Source organism: Lacibacter cauensis, assembly GCF_007830055.1.
GTDB classification, from domain to species: Bacteria; Bacteroidota; Bacteroidia; order Chitinophagales; family Chitinophagaceae; genus Lacibacter; species Lacibacter cauensis.
Genome location: NZ_VLLE01000004.1, coordinates 737,525 through 756,374, shown reverse-complemented (window position 1 = coordinate 756,374; position 18,850 = coordinate 737,525). Strand labels below are relative to the sequence as shown.

Annotated in this window: 19 protein-coding genes; 9 read left to right on the top strand and 10 right to left on the bottom strand. The window is 42.1% G+C overall.

Features of this window, described 5'->3' with window-relative positions:
- Positions 1–97 precede the first annotated feature (97 nt).
- The 4 genes from IQ13_RS13490 (at position 98) to IQ13_RS13475 (ending at position 4,135) form a co-directional block, all read left to right on the top strand.
- Positions 98–544, top strand: coding sequence for a hypothetical protein (locus IQ13_RS13490; RefSeq protein ID WP_144886898.1), 447 nt, complete (start codon positions 98–100; stop codon positions 542–544).
- 198 nt (positions 545–742) lie between these two features.
- Positions 743–1,717 carry a deoxyhypusine synthase family protein gene (locus tag IQ13_RS13485; protein WP_144886897.1) on the top strand — a complete coding sequence of 325 codons (975 nt, stop codon included), beginning with the start codon at positions 743–745 and terminating at the stop codon, positions 1,715–1,717.
- A gap of 105 nt (positions 1,718–1,822) precedes the next feature.
- On the top strand, positions 1,823–2,275 hold the full coding sequence (locus tag IQ13_RS13480; protein WP_144886896.1) for an RDD family protein: 453 nt from the start codon (positions 1,823–1,825) through the stop codon (positions 2,273–2,275).
- 192 nt (positions 2,276–2,467) lie between these two features.
- The gene (locus IQ13_RS13475; protein WP_144886895.1) at positions 2,468–4,135 is read left to right on the top strand and encodes a putative transporter; all 1,668 of its coding nucleotides are present in this window, start codon (positions 2,468–2,470) and stop codon (positions 4,133–4,135) included.
- A 246-nt stretch (positions 4,136–4,381) separates the two neighbouring features.
- Here IQ13_RS13475 and IQ13_RS13470 read toward each other — a convergent pair whose 3' ends face one another.
- Both IQ13_RS13470 and rpiB read right to left on the bottom strand, forming a co-directional pair.
- On the bottom strand, positions 4,382–5,845 hold the full coding sequence (locus IQ13_RS13470) for a M28 family metallopeptidase (protein ID WP_144886894.1): 1,464 nt from the start codon (positions 5,843–5,845) through the stop codon (positions 4,382–4,384).
- Positions 5,846–5,932: 87 nt separating this feature from the next.
- Positions 5,933–6,385 carry a ribose 5-phosphate isomerase B gene (gene rpiB / locus IQ13_RS13465; protein WP_144886893.1) on the bottom strand — a complete coding sequence of 151 codons (453 nt, stop codon included), beginning with the start codon at positions 6,383–6,385 and terminating at the stop codon, positions 5,933–5,935.
- 73 nt (positions 6,386–6,458) lie between these two features.
- Here rpiB and IQ13_RS13460 point away from each other — a divergent pair, with 73 nt between their 5' ends.
- Positions 6,459–6,881 carry a four helix bundle protein gene (locus IQ13_RS13460; protein ID WP_199758259.1) on the top strand — a complete coding sequence of 141 codons (423 nt, stop codon included), beginning with the start codon at positions 6,459–6,461 and terminating at the stop codon, positions 6,879–6,881.
- Between the two features lie 42 nt (positions 6,882–6,923).
- On the opposite strand, the gene tatC is transcribed toward IQ13_RS13460, so the two are convergent.
- The 6 genes from tatC to IQ13_RS13430 all read right to left on the bottom strand — a co-directional run bounded on the left by tatC (position 6,924) and on the right by IQ13_RS13430 (position 14,001).
- Entirely contained in the window at positions 6,924–7,901 is a 978-nt protein-coding gene (gene tatC / locus IQ13_RS13455; RefSeq protein ID WP_242009542.1) for a twin-arginine translocase subunit TatC, read from the bottom strand.
- 10 nt (positions 7,902–7,911) lie between these two features.
- Complete coding sequence (locus tag IQ13_RS13450) at positions 7,912–10,509, bottom strand: zinc-dependent metalloprotease (protein ID WP_144886891.1); 2,598 nt, start codon at positions 10,507–10,509, stop codon at positions 7,912–7,914.
- Positions 10,510–10,622: 113 nt separating this feature from the next.
- Positions 10,623–11,885, bottom strand: coding sequence for a hemolysin family protein (locus tag IQ13_RS13445; protein WP_144886890.1), 1,263 nt, complete (start codon positions 11,883–11,885; stop codon positions 10,623–10,625).
- Between the two features lie 42 nt (positions 11,886–11,927).
- Entirely contained in the window at positions 11,928–12,506 is a 579-nt protein-coding gene (gene gmk, locus IQ13_RS13440) for a guanylate kinase (RefSeq protein ID WP_144886889.1), read from the bottom strand.
- A 56-nt stretch (positions 12,507–12,562) separates the two neighbouring features.
- The gene (locus IQ13_RS13435) at positions 12,563–13,309 is read right to left on the bottom strand and encodes an SDR family NAD(P)-dependent oxidoreductase (RefSeq protein WP_144886888.1); all 747 of its coding nucleotides are present in this window, start codon (positions 13,307–13,309) and stop codon (positions 12,563–12,565) included.
- 62 nt (positions 13,310–13,371) lie between these two features.
- Positions 13,372–14,001, bottom strand: coding sequence for a hypothetical protein (locus IQ13_RS13430; RefSeq protein WP_144886887.1), 630 nt, complete (start codon positions 13,999–14,001; stop codon positions 13,372–13,374).
- Positions 14,002–14,240: 239 nt separating this feature from the next.
- Here IQ13_RS13430 and IQ13_RS13425 point away from each other — a divergent pair, with 239 nt between their 5' ends.
- Positions 14,241–14,789, top strand: a complete 549-nt coding sequence (locus tag IQ13_RS13425; RefSeq protein ID WP_144886886.1) for a DUF5606 family protein — start codon at positions 14,241–14,243, stop codon at positions 14,787–14,789.
- A gap of 136 nt (positions 14,790–14,925) precedes the next feature.
- The gene (locus IQ13_RS13420) at positions 14,926–16,644 is read left to right on the top strand and encodes a M3 family oligoendopeptidase (protein ID WP_144886885.1); all 1,719 of its coding nucleotides are present in this window, start codon (positions 14,926–14,928) and stop codon (positions 16,642–16,644) included.
- A gap of 274 nt (positions 16,645–16,918) precedes the next feature.
- On the opposite strand, the gene IQ13_RS13415 is transcribed toward IQ13_RS13420, so the two are convergent.
- Both IQ13_RS13415 and IQ13_RS13410 read right to left on the bottom strand, forming a co-directional pair.
- A complete protein-coding gene (locus IQ13_RS13415; RefSeq protein ID WP_144886884.1) occupies positions 16,919–17,338 on the bottom strand; it encodes a Fur family transcriptional regulator in 420 nt (139 codons plus the stop codon).
- A gap of 13 nt (positions 17,339–17,351) precedes the next feature.
- The gene (locus IQ13_RS13410) at positions 17,352–18,008 is read right to left on the bottom strand and encodes an SCO family protein (protein WP_144886883.1); all 657 of its coding nucleotides are present in this window, start codon (positions 18,006–18,008) and stop codon (positions 17,352–17,354) included.
- Between the two features lie 101 nt (positions 18,009–18,109).
- Between IQ13_RS13410 and IQ13_RS13405 the strand changes: the two genes are divergently transcribed.
- Both IQ13_RS13405 and IQ13_RS13400 read left to right on the top strand, forming a co-directional pair.
- A complete protein-coding gene (locus tag IQ13_RS13405; protein ID WP_144886882.1) occupies positions 18,110–18,508 on the top strand; it encodes a MerC domain-containing protein in 399 nt (132 codons plus the stop codon).
- Positions 18,509–18,529: 21 nt separating this feature from the next.
- Positions 18,530–18,838: a DUF3817 domain-containing protein gene (locus IQ13_RS13400; protein WP_144886881.1), complete on the top strand. Its 309-nt coding sequence runs from the start codon at positions 18,530–18,532 to the stop codon at positions 18,836–18,838.
- Positions 18,839–18,850 lie beyond the last annotated feature (12 nt).

The window sequence follows — 18,850 nt, the reverse complement described above, 5'->3', positions numbered from 1 at the left end:
TCACTTGCACTACAACAAGCATAAAAATATGTTTGCATCATCAAAAATGATTTCTGTAAAGAGTCATTAATCATTAAACCTTAAAAATATGTTCTGTATGAAAAAGATCTTCGTAATGCTGGCGGCAGCTTTCATCACTGCCTCAGCCTGGGCTTCTCCTTCTCCAATTGAAAATGAAAAGGCACAGGAAGCGTTTAAAAAAGAATTCAGCGAAGCCAAAGAAGTTTCCTGGACACAAAAAGATGGTTACTATCTCGTATCGTTTAAGCTGAATAACGACTGGATGCTGGCCTGGTACTCCGATAACGGTGACCTGCAGGCAATGCAACGTTCTATCCAACCTTCGCAAATGACTTACCTCAGTGCAAAAACAGTTGAAGAATTAGCAGCGAATAAAACCTTGTTGAATGTAGCCGAAATCAGCAAAGAAGGTGAACAGTTTTACCTTGTAAAAATCGACGATGACAAATGCGTAAGTGTGTATAAAATTTTTGCTTCCGGCGACTATACACGTATTAGCAAAACCAAGAAAAAAAGTGTATAACAAAGCAGTAGTTTGCTTGTTGTTTTGGATAAGCCCTCTTACAAAAGAGGGCTTTTTATTTTCCCTATGGGCAATACTACGGCAACGAATAAAACGCTCTCCTTTTTTCGCACAATCCGTTACTTTTGCAACTCTTTCGCAAAGTCCCCCGACGCTTACAGCCGGGGTCTGAAGGCGGTCACTTTTAAAATTCAACAAATGAACAAAGGACCCGTTTCTCAATTCATCCAGCATCATTACCGTCACTTTAACGCAGCAGCTTTAATGGATGCCGCTAAAGGTTATGAAGCACACCTGAACGAAGGTGGTAAAATGATGATTACATTGGCTGGTGCCATGAGTACTGCAGAGTTAGGCTTAAGCCTGGCAGAAATGATTCGCCAGGATAAAGTACAGATCATCAGCTGTACAGGTGCCAACCTCGAAGAAGATGTAATGAACCTGGTAGCACACAGCCACTACAAGCGTGTGCCCAACTATCGTGATCTTACACCACAGGATGAGTGGGATTTGTTAGAAAACCACTACAACCGTGTAACCGATACCTGTATTCCGGAAGAAGAAGCGTTCCGTCGTTTGCAAAAACATCTGCACCGCCAGTGGGTGGAAGCAGAAGCAAAAGGCGAACGCTATTTCCCGCATGAGTTCTTATACAAAACAGTATTAAGCGGCGACCTGGAACAGTATTACGAAATCGATCCAAAGAACAGTTGGATCGTTGCTGCTGCAGAAAAAAATATTCCGATCGTAGTGCCGGGTTGGGAAGACAGCACAACCGGTAACATCTTCGCCAGCTACGTAATTAAAAACGAACTGAAAGCAAGTACCGTGAAGAGTGGTATTGAATATATGGTGTGGTTAGCCGATTGGTACCGCCAGAACAGCGATGGAAAAGGTGTGGGCTTCTTCCAGATTGGTGGTGGTATTGCAGGCGATTTCCCGATTTGTGTGGTGCCCATGATGTACCAGGATCTTGAATGGCACGATGTTCCGTTCTGGAGTTATTTCTGCCAGATCAGCGATTCAACAACATCGTACGGTTCGTACAGTGGTGCAGTGCCCAACGAAAAAATTACCTGGGGTAAGCTCGACATCAATACACCAAAATTCATTGTAGAAAGTGATGCTACCATTGTAGCGCCGCTGATGTTTGCATGGATTCTTGGTTGGTAATAATAAACCGAACTTTTATTTACAAGCCGCAGCAACTGCTGCGGCTTTTTTATTTGTAAGCAAAAAGAAAGAATTAATTTAAAGCCTTCATCACAACCAAAACTTATGGAAGAACAAACAAATGTACTTTCCGATTTTACCGAACCACAGTTCAAATTTGCAAGTACTGGTCAACGCCTGTTAAATTTTATCGTTGACACAGTTGCTTTTTATGTACTCAATTTCCTTTTAGGATTAATAACGGGCTTGTTAGCATTTGCACTGAGGTTTGATGGAGATGGCTATCCGGGCGGATCGATACAACTGCTTTTTTTGATCGCATTTGTTGCTTCTTATTTTTTGTACTATACGTTGCTAGAAGGCGCAAAGGGAAAAACATTGGGCAAACTGCTTACGAAAACAAAAGCCATACAGGTTGACGGTTCTCCTCTTGGTTATAAGAAAGCGTTTCTGCGGACACTTTGCCGTCTTATTCCGTTTGAATTGTTTAGTGTGTTTTTTGGCGGTTTAATGTGGCACGACAGCTTAACGTATACCATGACAGTGCAGGATGCATAGCCGCATTTTCAACAGAACATGTTTAAAAAAAGCATCAACCGTGATTTTGATTAGTACCTGTTTCGTATCAGCAACTTAGTTTTACGCATCTTATTTTATATAAATGAAATGCTCAAAGCCAACCACAATAACAATGAGCATACTACTTAGCAAAACATCGTCTGCCATTGGCAGATACCAAAACATAATCTCATGAACTGGTTTCTCAAACTACTGCTCGAAGAAAGTATTCCGCAAACAGTCATCATTTTTGGTGTTGTTATCGCAATCGGCACCTGGTTGGGCAGAGTAAAAATTTTCGGCATCTCTCTCGGTGTAACATGGATTTTATTTATGGGTCTTGCTATTTCTTATGCAGGCATTCATGTAAATAAAGAAACCGAACACTTTTTAAAAGAGTTCGGTTTAATTCTTTTTGTATACTCCATCGGCTTACAGGTAGGCCCGGGTTTCTTTTCATCACTTAAAAAAAATGCAGCTGTTACAAACGGGCTAGCAGCACTGGTGGTACTGCTTGGTGTGTTAACTGTTGTTGCTTTTTATTTTTTTCTGGGTCAGCCCATTACCACGCTTACAGGTGTTATGAGTGGTGCTGTAACAAATACACCCGGCCTTGGTGCTGCACAGGCAGCTGCAAAAGATCTGCATTTGCCGGCCGATGATATTTCATTCATTACACTGGCGTATGCAGTGGTTTACCCGTTTGGTGTGTTTGGCATCATCGCTGCCATCTTAATTTTGAAAGCTGTTTTTCGTGTGAACCTTGATAAAGAACGGGAGCTGCACCGCAAGCTCGATGTCATCAAATCAAACAAACCAGTTTCCATTCATTTGGTGATGCAGAATAAGCAACTGATCGGCAAACCGCTGCGTAATGTTTTTGAACTGTTGAAAGAACCGGTTGTTGTATCCCGTTTATTTCACGATGGAAAAGTAATGACACCTACACCGCAAACGCATTTGGCAGAGGGCGATGTATTGCTGATTGTTGCACACAAAGATCAGCTGCAGGTATTAAAGACGATTATTGGCGAAGAGAGTGAGATGAATTTGAAAGAACTGCCGAAGAGTGAACTGATCTCACGCATCATCATTGTTTCGCAACCCGAGGTAACGCATAAACGACTGGGCGATATTGCTGCACTGCACCAACACGATTTTACCTTAACACGTTTAAGCCGTGCCGGTGTGGAAATGGTACCACATGGCGATATTATTTTACAACTTGGCGACCAGGTGAAAGTTGTTGGTACCGAAGAAGGTATTGATCTTGTTACAAAAACTGTAGGTAATCAGCTGAAGCGTTTGGATGTGCCCGATCTGGCACCTATCTTTATTGGTATTGTTGCAGGTGTTGTGCTCGGCAGTATTCCCATGTACTTTTTTAATATGCCGGTGCCGGTGAAAATTGGATTGGCTGGCGGTCCGCTCATTATTGCTTTGCTGTTGAGCCGTTACGGCGGTAAGTTTTATTTGAATCAATACACTACTTACAGTGCTAATTTAATGTTGCGTGAGTTGGGCATCAGTTTGTTCCTTGCCAGTGTTGGGTTAAGCAGTGGTGCCAATTTGCAGGCCGCATTGAGTGGGGGCAATGCCTGGTTATGGATTGTGATGGGATTAGCCGTTACCATTGTTCCATTGTTGATTGTTGGATTGGTTGCACACTATGTATTTCGTAAAACATTTTTCGAAGTATGTGGTTTGCTTTCCGGTGCAAGCACCGATCCGCCGGCATTGGCATTCTCTACACAACTGGCCAAAAATGAAGTAGCTTCTGTTACCTACGCAACTGTATATCCCTTGACAATGATCTTACGCATTATTGCCGCTCAACTATTGATTTTGTTCTTATCGTAAAAGCAACAGTAAAGATTCTTACTGTGTATTTTATTCTGTAGGAACAGTTGCTTGGTAGCAGAAAACAAGGAGTTGGGTTGCGTTCCGTTAGGAACGCTTGAAAAAAGAAAGATAATGTTCATCAAACGTTCCTACGGAACGTGTAATAACTTTTAAAAATTTCTCTACCGATAAATTGTCCCGAAAAGACAAAAAATAAAAACCCCGGCACATGTGCCGGGGTTTTTTATGCGTTGTTCTTCTCAACTATCTTGGAGGAACGTTTAACGGAATATCACGCACAAACATGTTGTTACGGTTGGCAGCTTCCCATGCTAACAGGAACACCAAACGGCTGCGTTTCTCGTGCAGATCATAGTTGATCTTATCAGGCGTATCGCTTGGCTTGTGGTAATCTTTATGAATACCATCAAAGAAGAACACAATCGGAACTCCTTTCGCTGCGAAATTGTAATGGTCGCTGCGGTAGTATAAACGGTTCGGATCTTTCGGATCGTTGTATTTACGATCGGTAATAATGTTGATGTACATTTTATTGATGCTGTCAACAAACGGTGTTAATTGGCTGCTCAGCTTATCATCACCAATTAAGTACACATGATTGTTGCTGTCGAGCGACTTCAGGTTATCGTCTTTACGACCGATCATATCGATGTTGATATCAATGCTGGTTTTCTCCAACGGATAAACAGGATGCTCAGCATAGTAGGCACTTCCCCACAAACCTTTTTCTTCGCCACTCACAGCTAAGAATAAAATGCTGCGACGTGGACCTTTGCCTGCTGCTTTTGCTTTTGCAAATGCTTCGGCAATTTCCAATACACCAACGGTGCCACTTCCATCATCATCGGCACCGGGGTGAATTTTACCACCAATAACACCCACGTGATCGTAGTGTGCAGAAATGATCACCCACTCATCTTTCTTATCTGTTCCTTCAATAAAGCCTAACACGTTCGAAGCCTGTGTAACATCAAAATCTTTTTTGAAGTGGAGCATTAACTCTGTGGCAACTGTTTTTGTTTCGAGTGTTTGTGCTTTCGCATTTGCAAAATCGTTTTTCAACAAAGCTTCACCCATTGCCTCCGAAATACGAACTACAAGCGGTGTTTGGCGGTTGCGGTATAAGCTCATGCTTAAACGTCCTGCACGTGGCGACGGTGTTTTGTCTACATTGTTTACCACAAACAAAACAGCTGCAGGCTGGCGACTGTAGAGTTTGTTGATGTCGTTAAACGCAGGCAACTGTGTACCGTTCTTTGCAACGATCACTACCGCTTTACCACGAATATCAGTTGTGGTATCGATCTTACTCATGTACACTACCTCGCTAAAAAACTGTTGCGTTGTAATGATGTTGTTGAGTGCAGCAGAAAAATCTTTACCAAACTCAAAGCTTTTGCTGTTAACAGTTACAGCAGCTTCTTTCAACGTGTCTTTGTACAAGGGATAAAACTGCTCGTAATTACCATTGTTTGCCGGCGCAATACCAATGCGCTGAAACTGTTGTTTCAGATAGTCGGCAGCTTTACGTTGACCTGCAGTACCAGTTTCACGACCTTCCATTTCCGGACCGGCCAGAATGTACAGATGTGTTTTCAGATCATCAGCAGTGATTGTTTTTGAAAACTGCTCGGCTGTTTTGTTTTTCTTTTGTGCCGATGCAGTGAGTGCCAGCAAACTAAGTGCGGCAAGGAAGTAAGTCCTCATGCATTAAATTTTTTAGAAGGTCGAATATAAACGAAAATCCCGCCATTGGCGGGATAGTTGTATGAATGGTTAATTCGTGTTTCTAAACTAACTGCAGGCAATCTTATTTACACGCAAACCGTGGCGGCCGCCTTCAAACTCGGTTGTCATAAACGTGTGCACCATTTTCTCTGCATCGCCTTCACGTACAAAGCGGGCAGGAATGCAAATAATGTTGGCATTGTTGTGTGCACGAACAAGCTGAGCAATTTCTTCGCCCCAGCAAAGGCCGGCACGAACACCCTGGTGTTTGTTGGCAGTTATGGCTACACCATTTGCACTGCCGCAAAGTAAAATACCAAAAGCAGCTTCGCCGTTTTCAACAGCCGATGCAACCGGATGCGCAAAATCGGGATAGTCTACACTGTCTTTTGAATGTGTACCAAAATCTTTAAACGCAATTCCTTTTCCTTCGAGGAAGGAGATCAGGTCTTCTTTATAATCGAACCCTGCATGGTCGCAACCAATGGCAACGGGTTTAGTTAAATCAAAAATTTGCATAGTTGATGAATTAGAATTCAAAGGTAGGAAAATAGCCGATAGCCGGTAGTCGTTAGTCGAAAGTCGTAAGGCGATGAAGTTACCAGTTGCAGTAAAGAATAAGTTTTTCTATTTTGAATTTAAAACATCACCTATGCCTGGCTATAAAACACTAAAAGCATTTCAGAAAGCTAAAGAGGTAGCAAATTTGATTTTTATTGTATCAAAGAGTTTTCCGGTGGAAGAACGTTATAGTTTGACGGATCAAGTAAGAAGAAGTTCAAGATCAGTTTGCGCCTGTATTGCTGAATCATATCGAAAGCGAAAATACCCGGCTCATTTTGTAAGTAAGCTTACAGATGCCGATATGGAAAATGCCGAAACAGAAGTATGGCTGGATTTTGCTTATGAATATAATTATCTAAATAAGGATACCTACCAAAAAGCAAATTCAGTAAACGAAGAAGTAGCAAAACTGCTGCAATACATGATCAATCATCCCGAAAAATTCATGTAAAGAAGGCTAATAACTAAATACTATTGGCTACCGGCTTCACACTTAACTCCACTCTTCAATATCTTCCTGCTTGATCTGGCGTTTGTAAATACGCATACTCATGGCAATACTTAATTCGTATAAACCATAAAGCGGAATAGTTACCAAGGCCAAACTAAACGGATCGGTAGATGGCGTAATGATGGCTGCCAAAATAAGAATAACCACAAACGCATATTTGCGGATGCGGCGAAGTGTAATGGGTGTAAGCATACCCACTTTGGTGAGCAGCATAATAACTACGGGCAGCTGAAACAGCAAACCAATACCTACTGTTAAGTAAATGAGGTTTTCAAAATAATCGCTGATAGTTGGTTTAAATTCAATTAACGGGCTGAGCGAGTAAGTTGAATAAAAGTTAACCATGAAGGGCGTAAGAATCAGGTAACCAAATGCAACACCAATGAAAAAGAGTGCAGAAATCCAGAAAATAGCACCGGTAGTTCCTTTACGTTCTTTATCGCTCAAGGCAGGACGAATGAATTTCCAGATTTCCCAGAATACATACGGAAATGCAAGAATGAACCCAACTGTAAAACCAACGGTAAAAGTGGTCAGAAACTGTTCCGTCATGGCATTACTCTGAAACTTTACGCTGAAATCGGCGAGGCAAAGCGCATTCACATGCAGCAACTCACCCAGCTTGCACAACCATTGGTACGTAATAAAATCTTTATGTGCAGGGCCCATCAAGATTTTATCTACCACAAAGTCGATCTTAAAAAAAACGAGGATCGATGCAAAAATTACAGCGAGTACAGCACGGATTACGTGCCAGCGTAATTCTTCCAGGTGATCGATAAAGCTCATCTCGGCTTTTTCTTCACCCTTTTTACCACGTATGCGTTGAATTAATGATCTGCGTTCAGAAGTTGCTTCGGCCACGGTTAATGATTTCAGTTGCAAATGTAACCCGAAAACCAATGAGCCAAACATGGGCAAAGAAAAAGCGGCCCGCAAGGGCCGCTTTCTGTAAATCATCGGTCGTAGTTTATTTTACAGCCAGAGCTTTATCAATAAGAAAAACAAGCATGCTGCGGTGGGCTTTGGTTTGCTCGTTTGGAGAAACCGCTGTACCCAGCATAGTTTTTATTTTACGCAATGTATTGTAAGCCGCACTGCGTGCTGCATTGTCGTAACCGGTTTTCGATTCAATAATGCCAATAGCACCTTTTACAAATTCGGTTTGCAGGTTCTGGCGGTACAGGTTTACAGCACCGGCAATATCTGCTTTAAAAATACCATTTGCCAAATCGGTCATTACATCGGCAACGCTGTAGGTATTACCGTACAGGCTGCTGTTGCTGATACGGCTAAGCGTAACTGGGTTCAGCATGGTCTGTAATGCCACCACCTGGTTCGAGAACAGGTTGTTTTGGAGCTTCGGATCTTCTGTTGCGCCAAAGAAATTGTAACCACGACGCTGCAATTGCAGGTAGCGGAACAGTTGTGCATCAGCATCAAATGCATTCGGTGCAAAAACATATTTCACCAACAGGTCCATTGCTTTTTTCTGGTAAGCGGCCGGTACAACGGTGTAAGGTTTGCTATCGCCGTTCTGGCCAATGAAACTTCTGTCTACATACACACCGCCAATATAATTGGCAACCGCCTGTGCCATACTGCGGCGTTCGAAGTTGAGTAAGTTGTAGCGGCCACGGATGCCTGCATACGATTCGCCTGTTTTACCAAACTTGCTGAGGAGTTTGGGCATGGTTGCATTTACAAATTTGAAACGGTCTTCGGCATAAGCAACCATATCGCTGCTCATATCGTTCACCATTACACGAGGGTCGATACCGTTACCGGGGCTGCGCATATCATCTGCATCATTACCAAATGTTAAGTACGGTTCGTTGCTGCGGCTTGCAATAGCGCTGAGTTTAGCGTCTTCTTCATTTGCAGCAAATTCGCTGTAACCATATTCAATAGCCCAAACATCGTAAGGACCAACTTTGGTCGTGTAATAATCGCCCTGTTTTGTTTTATCAAGTGCAACGTTTACAGAAGGATAGTCCATAACACTGCCCATTAAACCAACTTTCGATGTAATGGCTTTGTTGTGTACTTCACTTGGCGAAAGAATGGAACTGGCTTTCATGTTGTGGTTAAGACCAAGCGTGTGTCCCATTTCGTGCATTACCAGGTAATACAGGAATTGTTTGTGGAATTCTTTTTCCTCTTCGCTGGTTGCACCTGCAAGTTGTGCCATGGCAAAACCTGCAGCGTATTGTTGCATTACATATTTACCAATATTGCAGTTTTTCCAATGATTGTGCAGGTTGGCAGGCAGCATTTTTTCAAATGCAGCAGTTGCATCTTCTGCAGGTGTAATTGAAAGAGCTGTACGGTCGGTATATACAGCATCACCGGGGAACAAGGCTGCAGGTTTCCACTCAATGGTAATATCTGCACCAAGAATTTGTCCGGTTTTGGGGTTTACAAAGCTGGGTCCGATGGCACCATACGAAGGATACATCGACGATACCCAACGGATCACATTGTAACGGATATCAGCCGGATCCCATGTTGCATCATCAGGCATAATTTTCATTTGAACAGCATTTTTGTAACCTGCTTTTTCAAATGCTTCATTCCATTTTAAACCTGCTTCAACAATGGTTTGGCGATATTCAACCGGTGTTGTGTTTTCAACCCAGTAGGTAATCGGTTCAACAGGTTCACTTACTGCAGCCGATGGATCTTTTTTCTTTAAATGCCAGCGGTTGATAACGTCTTTGTAGGGAGTGTAGGTGTTTGCTGTAAGATCATCTACTTCCTGGCTAAAATAACCAATGCGTGGATCGTCTTTACGTGGTTTGTAATCGTTCTTTGGCACTTCAATAAATGAATGCTGCAGTTTAATGCGGATGTAACGGGCATCTGTAATGTCTTTTCCGCCCTGGTTAAACGGAGCAGGATTATCATACGCCAGATCAACAATTACATCGGTATTGTTGGGGTAAGATCGTAAACCACTCACCTTACTCTTGGTTGGGTTATAACCGCCCAGGTTAAAGAACATGAACGATGGAACGGTTGGGTTGGGTAACGGTTTTACAGGATCGAGCTTTTCGCTTACAAATAATGCATCGGCTGTAATTAAGTAACCAGTAGAATCTTCGAACGAAACTTTATCGGCAAAGAAAACCGACTCAGCAACGTCTACGTTTGCCGATTTGCTTACAGCATTATTCGGATCGTAGTAAAAATTGGTGTTGACCAATGAAAACTCCAGCTTATCGAACGACTTGCGGATTTTAAACAACAGGGTAGAGCGGTGCATGCTTTGATTCAGAAAGAGTGAGGTTGGTCCACTCAATGAAAAGCTCTGGTAGATGAACTCTTTTTCCAATTGATCTTTTCGAATAAACATTTGCACACTGCCGGTAGCTGTATCCTGGTACACAGTAAACAGACCTGCGTGTTTCTTACTCGATTTTACTTTGTCGTTGATGCTTGGTTTGGGCGGCGCCTTTTTTGTTGTGTCGGCCGGCGCAGGAGTGGCTGCTGGTTTTGCCTGCGAGGATGCTTCGTTGCCGAGCAACAGGCACAATGCAGATAGTGCCACTGCAAATTGCTTCTTCATAATTCGTGGTTTAATGATTAACTGATGGATGAAAAGATAAACTAAAGTTTCGGAGGGTGCGTACGCATTATATAAACGGATACGGTGAATTGTAGCTGGTTACAGAAAACACTTTAGCGAAGTACTTTCATTTTAACTGTTTCAATTCTTGTTTCGCTTACTGACAGAATATCAAACTCGTAATCGTCAATAATAATGCGGTCTTTTGCAACAGGTATTGTTTCATGATGTTCTACAATGTAACCCGATAAGGTTTCAGCATCGCTTTCTTCTTTAAAATCGAGGTTGTATTTTTCGTTAATGTAATCGAGCTCAAGTCTTCCGCTGAAGATAAATTCGTTTTCGGCCAGTTGTTTTTCAACAAACTCTTCGGTATCGTACTCATCTTGTATTTCGCCAAAAATTTCTTCCAGCAAATCTTCCATGGTTACAATGCCGCTGGTACCACCAAACTCATCTACTACCCAGGCAATACTTTTACGCTCACGTGTAAACTGATTAATTAAATCGGTAATACCCATGCTTTCAGGAACGGCAGGTATGGGTAATAAAATCGATTTAATATCGGCCGGTTTGCGGAACATATCCAGCTGGTGTGCATAGCCCATAATGTTATCAATATTGCCTTCGTACACAATGAGCTTACTCAGTTTGGTTTCAATGAACTTTTGTTTCAGTTCATCAATATCTGCATTGGCTTCTACACCTACAATTTCTTTACGGGGAATTAAACACTCCCGCACTTTTACACTGGGGAGCGATAATGCGTTCTCAAATAACTCGGTATTGATATCCTGTGTTTCGTCGTCGTTGTCTTTGCTTTGCTGAACAAAATGTTCAAGATCTACACGAATAAACGTTTCTTTTTTATCGTTTACACGAACATCGAACAGGTACTTTAAAATCCATTCGGCAAGGCCAACAAAAATGGATGCAACAGGGGAAAAAGCACTGTAGAAAAAGCTTACAACACGTGCAAAGAACGAAAGGACGGCATTGCTCTTTTTGCGGAAATAGGCTTTAAACACGGTGTACACCAACAAGGCAATAATGCCGCCTGTAAGAAAATCGAGCCCTAAACGCAGCAGCGCCGAATTTTTAATAGAAGAAGGCATTTCCTGCCATACCGGTTGAAAAAAACGGTTGACCAGTAATGCAAATATGACCAATGTAAGTGTTGAGCACACCAGTGTTGCGCCAATAAACTTACTCTGGTTGTCGATAAAGAAACTGAGAATACGTCCACTTGCGGCACCTTGTTTCTTTTTCAGTTCTACCGAAAAGCGATTCAGGGAGCCAAAGGCCGATTGTACACCTGCAAAGAAACCCATCAGCAGCATACTCACTCCAATCCATATCAACATGTACCAATTCATAGTACTTTAAAAATAATGTTTTTACAAAAGAATACAATGGAATTAAGCAGCGCCGATGAAATTACCTACAATGCTGATGGCTTCTGCAATAGCCCTTTCAAGGTTATCGTTTAAAATCACATGTTGAAATGAATGCTTGAATGAAATTTCGTAAGCGGCTTTATTTACCCTTGCTTCCAGTGAGTCGGCAGTTTCGGTGCCACGGCTTTCCAGCCTGCGGCGAAGCTCTTCAACAGAAGGCGGTTCAATAAAAATCGATAATGTTTGTTTGGGATATAAATCCTGCACGTGAATGGCACCTTTCACATCAATATCGAGCACAGGCACCTGCTTGTTGTTCCAGATGCGCTGCATTTCGCTTTTTAAGGTACCGTAGTAATTTCCTTCATACACCATTTCCCATTCAACAAACGCTTCTTCCTGTATTTTTTGCTGAAAACCTTCAACACTCAAAAAATAATAATCCTTACCATCTGTTTCGTGTGCTCTTGGTTTACGTGTTGCAGCTGAAATAGAAAATGAAAGCTGCGGAAAACGTTTCATCAGCTCTTTGGTAATAGAAGTTTTACCTGCACCGGATGGTGCGGTTATGATAATAATCTTCTGGTGCGCCTGTTCCATAAGCCCCAAAATTAAATGAATAGCAGCAATGTTAACTGTAACACAACTGTTAAGCTTTATTGGCAAACATAACCGCCATCTACAGCAATAAGACTACCGGTGGTAAAACTGCTTTCATCAGACAATAAAAAAGCAACGGTTGCAGCAATTTCTTCGGGCTTACCAATGCGGCCCATGGGTTGTACCGTATCTAAGCTTTTATATATTTCATCTTTAGCAGTATGGCTGATGTTGGAGTAATGCTCTACCGCTTTGTGCAGCAACGGTGTATTAATGGTGCCGGGGCAAATGCAGTTAACTCGAATATTAAATGCGGCGTAATCAATAGCCGTGCTTTTGGTTAATTGTGCAATTGCTCCTTTGGTCATGCCATATACCGAGCTGGCTGCTTTTCCTACAAATGACTGATCGGAACCCATTAACACAATGCTGCCTTTGTTTTGTGCTTTCATGACCGGAATTACTTTTTGTAACAGGTAATAGGTGCCAAGCACATTTACACCAAGCACATGCTGCAACTCCTCGTCGCTTGTTTGCTCCAATGTGGCAAACAAATGAACGCCTGCATTGGAAAACAGGAAATCGATTTTTTGTTCGGCAGCTACTACTTTATCTACAGCATCGTTTACTTCGTGTCGGTTGCGCACATTGCAGGCGATAAAATAACTGCCGTCTGTTTCATCCAGATCATTCACATCCAGGTTGTACACAACACAGCCTTTAGAACGTAGTAAATTTTTGGTGGCTTTACCAATTCCACTTCCGGCACCCGTGATAATTGCAATGCGCTTGTTCCAGTTCATTTTAAGTGTTTGTTTAAAGATAAACGAAACCAGAAATAAACATCAAACAATCCCTATGTGACTTACTGGTTAGAAAGTGATTTGCGGATATTATCGTGAAACTCACGAATGGCTTTGGTATGAAAGAACGGATAAATAAGTTTATCCCGCAGCCAGGAGCCACTTTTGTAAATAGTGTGATGCGAAATTTTGGTGAATCCTTTGTTACAGGTGCTGAGTTGTATGCGTTGGCTGCCCAGCGATTTTCCTTTTACGAGGTAACTTGTTTCTAATGTATGTTGCTCGTCGTTAATGGAAGTTATTTCGTGCCCAACAGCAACTTTAGCCAAACCACCTAATGCCTTTACACGAATCAACACAATTTGCCCGGCTTTTGCCCCGGTATATTCATCATCAATGTACGAAAGCTGGTTATTGTTGCGGCAGTATTGTAAACCAAACTGCAGCATCGATCCACACCAGGCTTTTTTAGGATGAATATTTTTGTAAGCATCCCAAACTTTTTCAATCGGCTCTTCAATAAAAAATGTTTTGTGATGCTTGTAAAACTGCTTGGTGCAATTTGTTTTCGGACAAAACGATTCCAATGCTGCAAAATCGTTCAGCTTATATAATTCATTATCGTGAATGAAAGAAACAACCTGTTCGTTACTGATGCGGTTGAAATTTACTTCGGATATTGTCTGTTGCAAGCGCTGGAGTTTGGGTTACTTGATTTTAACGAATATAAAGAGTTTCGGAATATTCTAAACAGGTAGCAGCCGCTTTCATAGTTTGTACGACAGATAATTAACGGTAAAATGAGGCCAATATTGTAAGAACAGCTGGTTTACAGCTAAATAGGTACTTATTTGTTGATAAAGCTTTAACAGCTAAAATTAAAAACGGGTTAAGCGAAATCCGTTAACTTGCACCCCTTGAATTTAAAATTATGGAATACGGAAAATTAATTGCAGTTACCGGCTTACCCGGCTTGTTTGAACTTGTTAGCAGCAAAAACGATGGTGCTATCGTACGTTCACTCGAAGATAATTCAACCAAGTTTGCTTCAACCCGTCAACACCAGTTTTCGCACCTGGAAAGTATTGAAGTATATACCATTCGTGAAAACGTAAACCTCATTGATATTTTTAAAGCAATGCACGCCGATGGTGGAAAATTACCGGATGAGAAAGATGCAAAGGCCGTAAAAGCTTATTTTGAAAAAGTATATCCCGATCTTGATTTTGAGCGTGTGTATGCCAGCGATATGAAGAAGATGGTGAAGTGGTTTGGCGTTATTACCGCAAAAGGTATTGAGTTGAAGTTAAGCGAGCAGCTGCTGGAAGAAGAAGCTCCCGTTGAAGAAGAGGTAGTTGCTGAAGCAGAAGAACCAAAGCCGGCAAAAAAAGCAGCGAAGAAAAAAGCAGAAGCTCCTGCAGAAGAAGCAGGTGAAGAAGCGCCAAAGAAAAAGGCTGCCAAGAAGAAGAAAGAAGATTAATACTTCTTATAAATCCTGTCTTAATTTAGAACGTCATGCCGGGCTTTTGAGCGTGCTCATCTTTTTCCAAAAAGCAGTTGAGTTATCTCGTTTAACCGGAATGACGTTTTTTATTGTATCATTTTAAATTCCTGTTATGTATAGTGCCGATATTAAACCGATTGAAAGGAAGTTTTTACCCGCTGATTTTACCATTACCACCTGGGATGCGCTGGAGCCCTACTTTACACAATTGCTCGACCGTGCAATTAACAGCAAAGCCGATCTGGAGCAATGGTTAAAAGACAGCAGCGAACTGGAAGCTGTGATTAGTGAAGATGCCTGCTGGCGCCAGGTACGCATGACCTGCGATACCGAAAATAAAGCGCTCGAAGAAGCCTTCAACTATTTCTATGTAGAGATTGCGCCTAAGATGCAGCCTTATGCAGATAAGCTGAACCGTAAACTGATTGATTGTGCCTTTACAAAAGAGCTGGATGCGGAAAAATATTTCACCTATATCCGCTCCATTAAAAAAAGCATTGAGCTGTTTCGGGAGGCAAATATTCCCATCATGTCTGAGCTGAGTGTAATGCAGCAACAGTTTGGCCAGATTGCAGGTAAGATGACCGTAGAAGTAAATGGCAAAGAATATACACTGCAACAGGCAGCGAAATTTTTAGAAAGTTCCGATCGTAAGCTGCGTGAAGAAGTGTACATGAAAGTGCAGAACCGTCGCTACCAGGATCGTGAAACCCTGAATAAGCTGTTTGATCAACTGGTTGCCAAACGTCATCAGCTTGCACTGAATGCAGATTTTAAGAATTACCGTGATTATAAGTTTAAAGAACTCGGCCGTTTCGATTATACGCCGCAGGATTGTTTCAACTTTCATGAAGCTGTTAAACAACACGTAGTACCGCTGGTGAAAATTATTTACGAAGAACAACGCAAAGCAATTGGTGTTGAGCAGTTGCGTCCGTGGGATATGGATGCTGAACCTGCAGGTATTGAGCCATTGCAACCCTTCGTTAACGGAACAGAGTTGACGGAAAAAACGATTGAATGCTTTGAGCAACTCAACCCGTTCTTCGCCGATTGCTTACGCAAAATGAATGAGCTGAAGCGTTTTGATCTCGACAGCCGTAAAGGCAAGGCTCCCGGTGGTTACAATATGCCGTTAGCAGAAACAGGCGCTCCGTTTATTTTTATGAATGCAGCAGGTACGTTGGATGATGTTACCACCATGGTACACGAAGGCGGTCATGCTATTCATTCGTTCCTTACACACAATCTTGAGCTTACCGGTTTTAAAGAATACGGAGCTGAAATTGCAGAGGTGGCCAGTATGGCCATGGAGCTGTTCAGCATGGAGCATTGGACCATTTTCTTTAAAGACAAAGAAGAGTTACGCCGTGCAAAATTCAAACAACTGGAACGTGTATTGACAATTTTGCCTTGGATTGCCCGCATTGATGCGTTCCAGCACTGGATTTACGAAAACCCAACCCATACTGCCGAAGAGCGTGGTGCAAAGTGGATGGAGTTGGCGAATGAATACAGCACAGGGCTGATTGATTACACCGGATTGGAGCAGTTCCGTCCGTACGAATGGCAGCGCCAATTGCATTTGTTTGAAGTGCCCTTTTACTACATCGAATACGGCATTGCGCAGTTAGGTGCAATTGGTTTGTGGATGCAGTTTAAGCAAAACCAGCAGCAGGCGTTACAGCATTACATGAATGCGTTGAGTCTTGGCGGCACCAAAACACTGCCCCAGCTCTACGAAACTGCGGGGCTGAAATTCGATTTTTCGCCCGGTCATATTAAAACCCTGATGGATTTTGTAAAAACAGAAATGGATAATCTTAATTAATACCGATATTTGCACTGCTAAATCAGAACATTAATCATGCTCTGCCGTTTCTACGGCAGGGCATTTTTGTTTCTAAGAGATTAAAAGAGAGAAGAAGTAAAAGAGGAAGCAACAATTTGCCAGGAGGATGAAAGAGTGGAAGGAGGAAATGAGGAAGTTGTTTGGAAACAGGACTAAGATCTGGCGCTATCAATAAAAAAGAGAAGCGCATCAACGCTTCTCTTTCAACTCTTTTTCTTTTTTAACCCTGTCTGCAGCCAGGCAGGTCTTAGCGTTAACTTCTGCAATCGCTGCAAAAACCGTTCACCACCATATTGCTTTGGTGTGGCTGAAAACCTTTGGGCAGTTTTACTTCCGGTACATGCACATCATCTAAGCAGATTGTTTTACTGCATTTGTCGCAAACAAAATGCACATGGTTATCGTGGTGGTGACCCTCGGCACATTGATCTTTACACAACGCATATTTCACCGAGTTGTCCGCCGTAGGTATCGTGTGGATGATTCCTTTTTCTTCGAATGTTTGAAGCGTGCGGTAAATGGTAACACGATCAATTTTATCACTTGCTTTTTTCTCAATATCAGCATGAGCAAGAGCACCTGGTGCATGGTAGAACATGTCCAGTATCTGTAACCTGCTGTCGGTTACACTCATATGATTTTTTTTCAGGAGATCTTTAATTGCTTCGCTCATACCCGAAAATTAATTAATTAGGATTATTCTGAAAAATACCGTTTACAAAACGTGGCCCATCGTAACGCTCTTTTAAAATAAGGCTGATATCGTCGTTTAGTTTCGCCAGCTCCTTTTTATCCAGTCCGTCGTAAATGCCACGCACACGACCACTTTTATCTACCAATGCAAACAACTGTGTATGAATAAACTGATCGGCAATCGGGTCGAGCCCGTTTTTTTGATCATCTAACAAATAACTCTTGCGGGCAGCTTCGTACAGTTTTTCTTTTGTACCGGTGAGCAGCATCCATTTGGCCGGATCAATTTTCATGGAGTCGGCATAATGCTTCAACCGGGCAACAGAATCTTTATCGGGATCAACTGTATGACTCAACACAATAAAGTCTTCCTCTTCAGCAAAGTTTTTTACAATGTCTTTCATGTTGGTATTCATCTTTGGACAAATACCGGTGCAGGTTGTAAAGAAAAATTCAACCACCTGTACTTTACCCGTAACCTGTTGATTGGTGACCGTATCGCCCAGCTGATTCACAAATGCAAACTCTTTCACCTCGTTCATAACCGGTAATTTCTTTCGCCATAAGTCGGTACCCCAGAAAATAGCCAGATAAAAAACGCCTAACAGCAAAACAAAGAAGCCAAGGTAGAACCACAATTTTTTCGACATACGCTTAAAATAAAGTGCAAAGGTACGAACGGGAGAGAGGCATTGTTCTTTGAAAATAAAATTTGCAACACAATTGCAAATATGTATTTTTGCTGTCCTTTATGAATTTTCGCATTAACTGGGAAGCCTTAGGAATCGCCGCATCTGTAGCCTGTGCCATCCACTGTGCTGTGGTGCCCTTGTTTATTACCAGCCTTCCTCTATTCGGAGTCAACATCATCCACAATGTATTTGTGGAAATATTGCTCTTAGGTGCAGCATTTGTTATTGGCTTCAGTACTCTTTGGCATGGCTATAAAAAGCACCATCATCATTGGGGAACATTAGTGCCGTTTACCGTTGCCATGGGCTTGTTTACGGCCAACCAGTTTGTAAAATTCCCTTATTCTTCTTTTGTATTTGTAGTGCCTGCGGTTGCGTTGATTATTACAGCACACATGCTCAATCACCGGTTTTGCCGCCAAGCAAATCATTGCCACAGCACCGATTGTAATCATTGATTTCTCCACGTTATTCCCATCATGAATAAAAAGCCATTACAGCTCTTACGCAAAACAGGTATTGCAGAAGGTATTTCGTTTTTGGTACTGTTGCTTATTGCCATGCCGTTGAAGTACATCTTCGATTTGCCATTGGCAGTGAAGTATACCGGTTGGGCGCATGGCTTATTGTTTGTGCTGTATGTGGCACAAGCTTATTATGTAAAAGAAGTGTACAACTGGCCGTTTAAAAAATTCATCTATGCTTTTGTTGCTGCATGGTTGCCGCTCGGAACATTTGTGTACGACAGGCAGTTGAAGAAAGAAGAAGAACTGCTCTCTGCTAAATAAGGCTGAACAGTT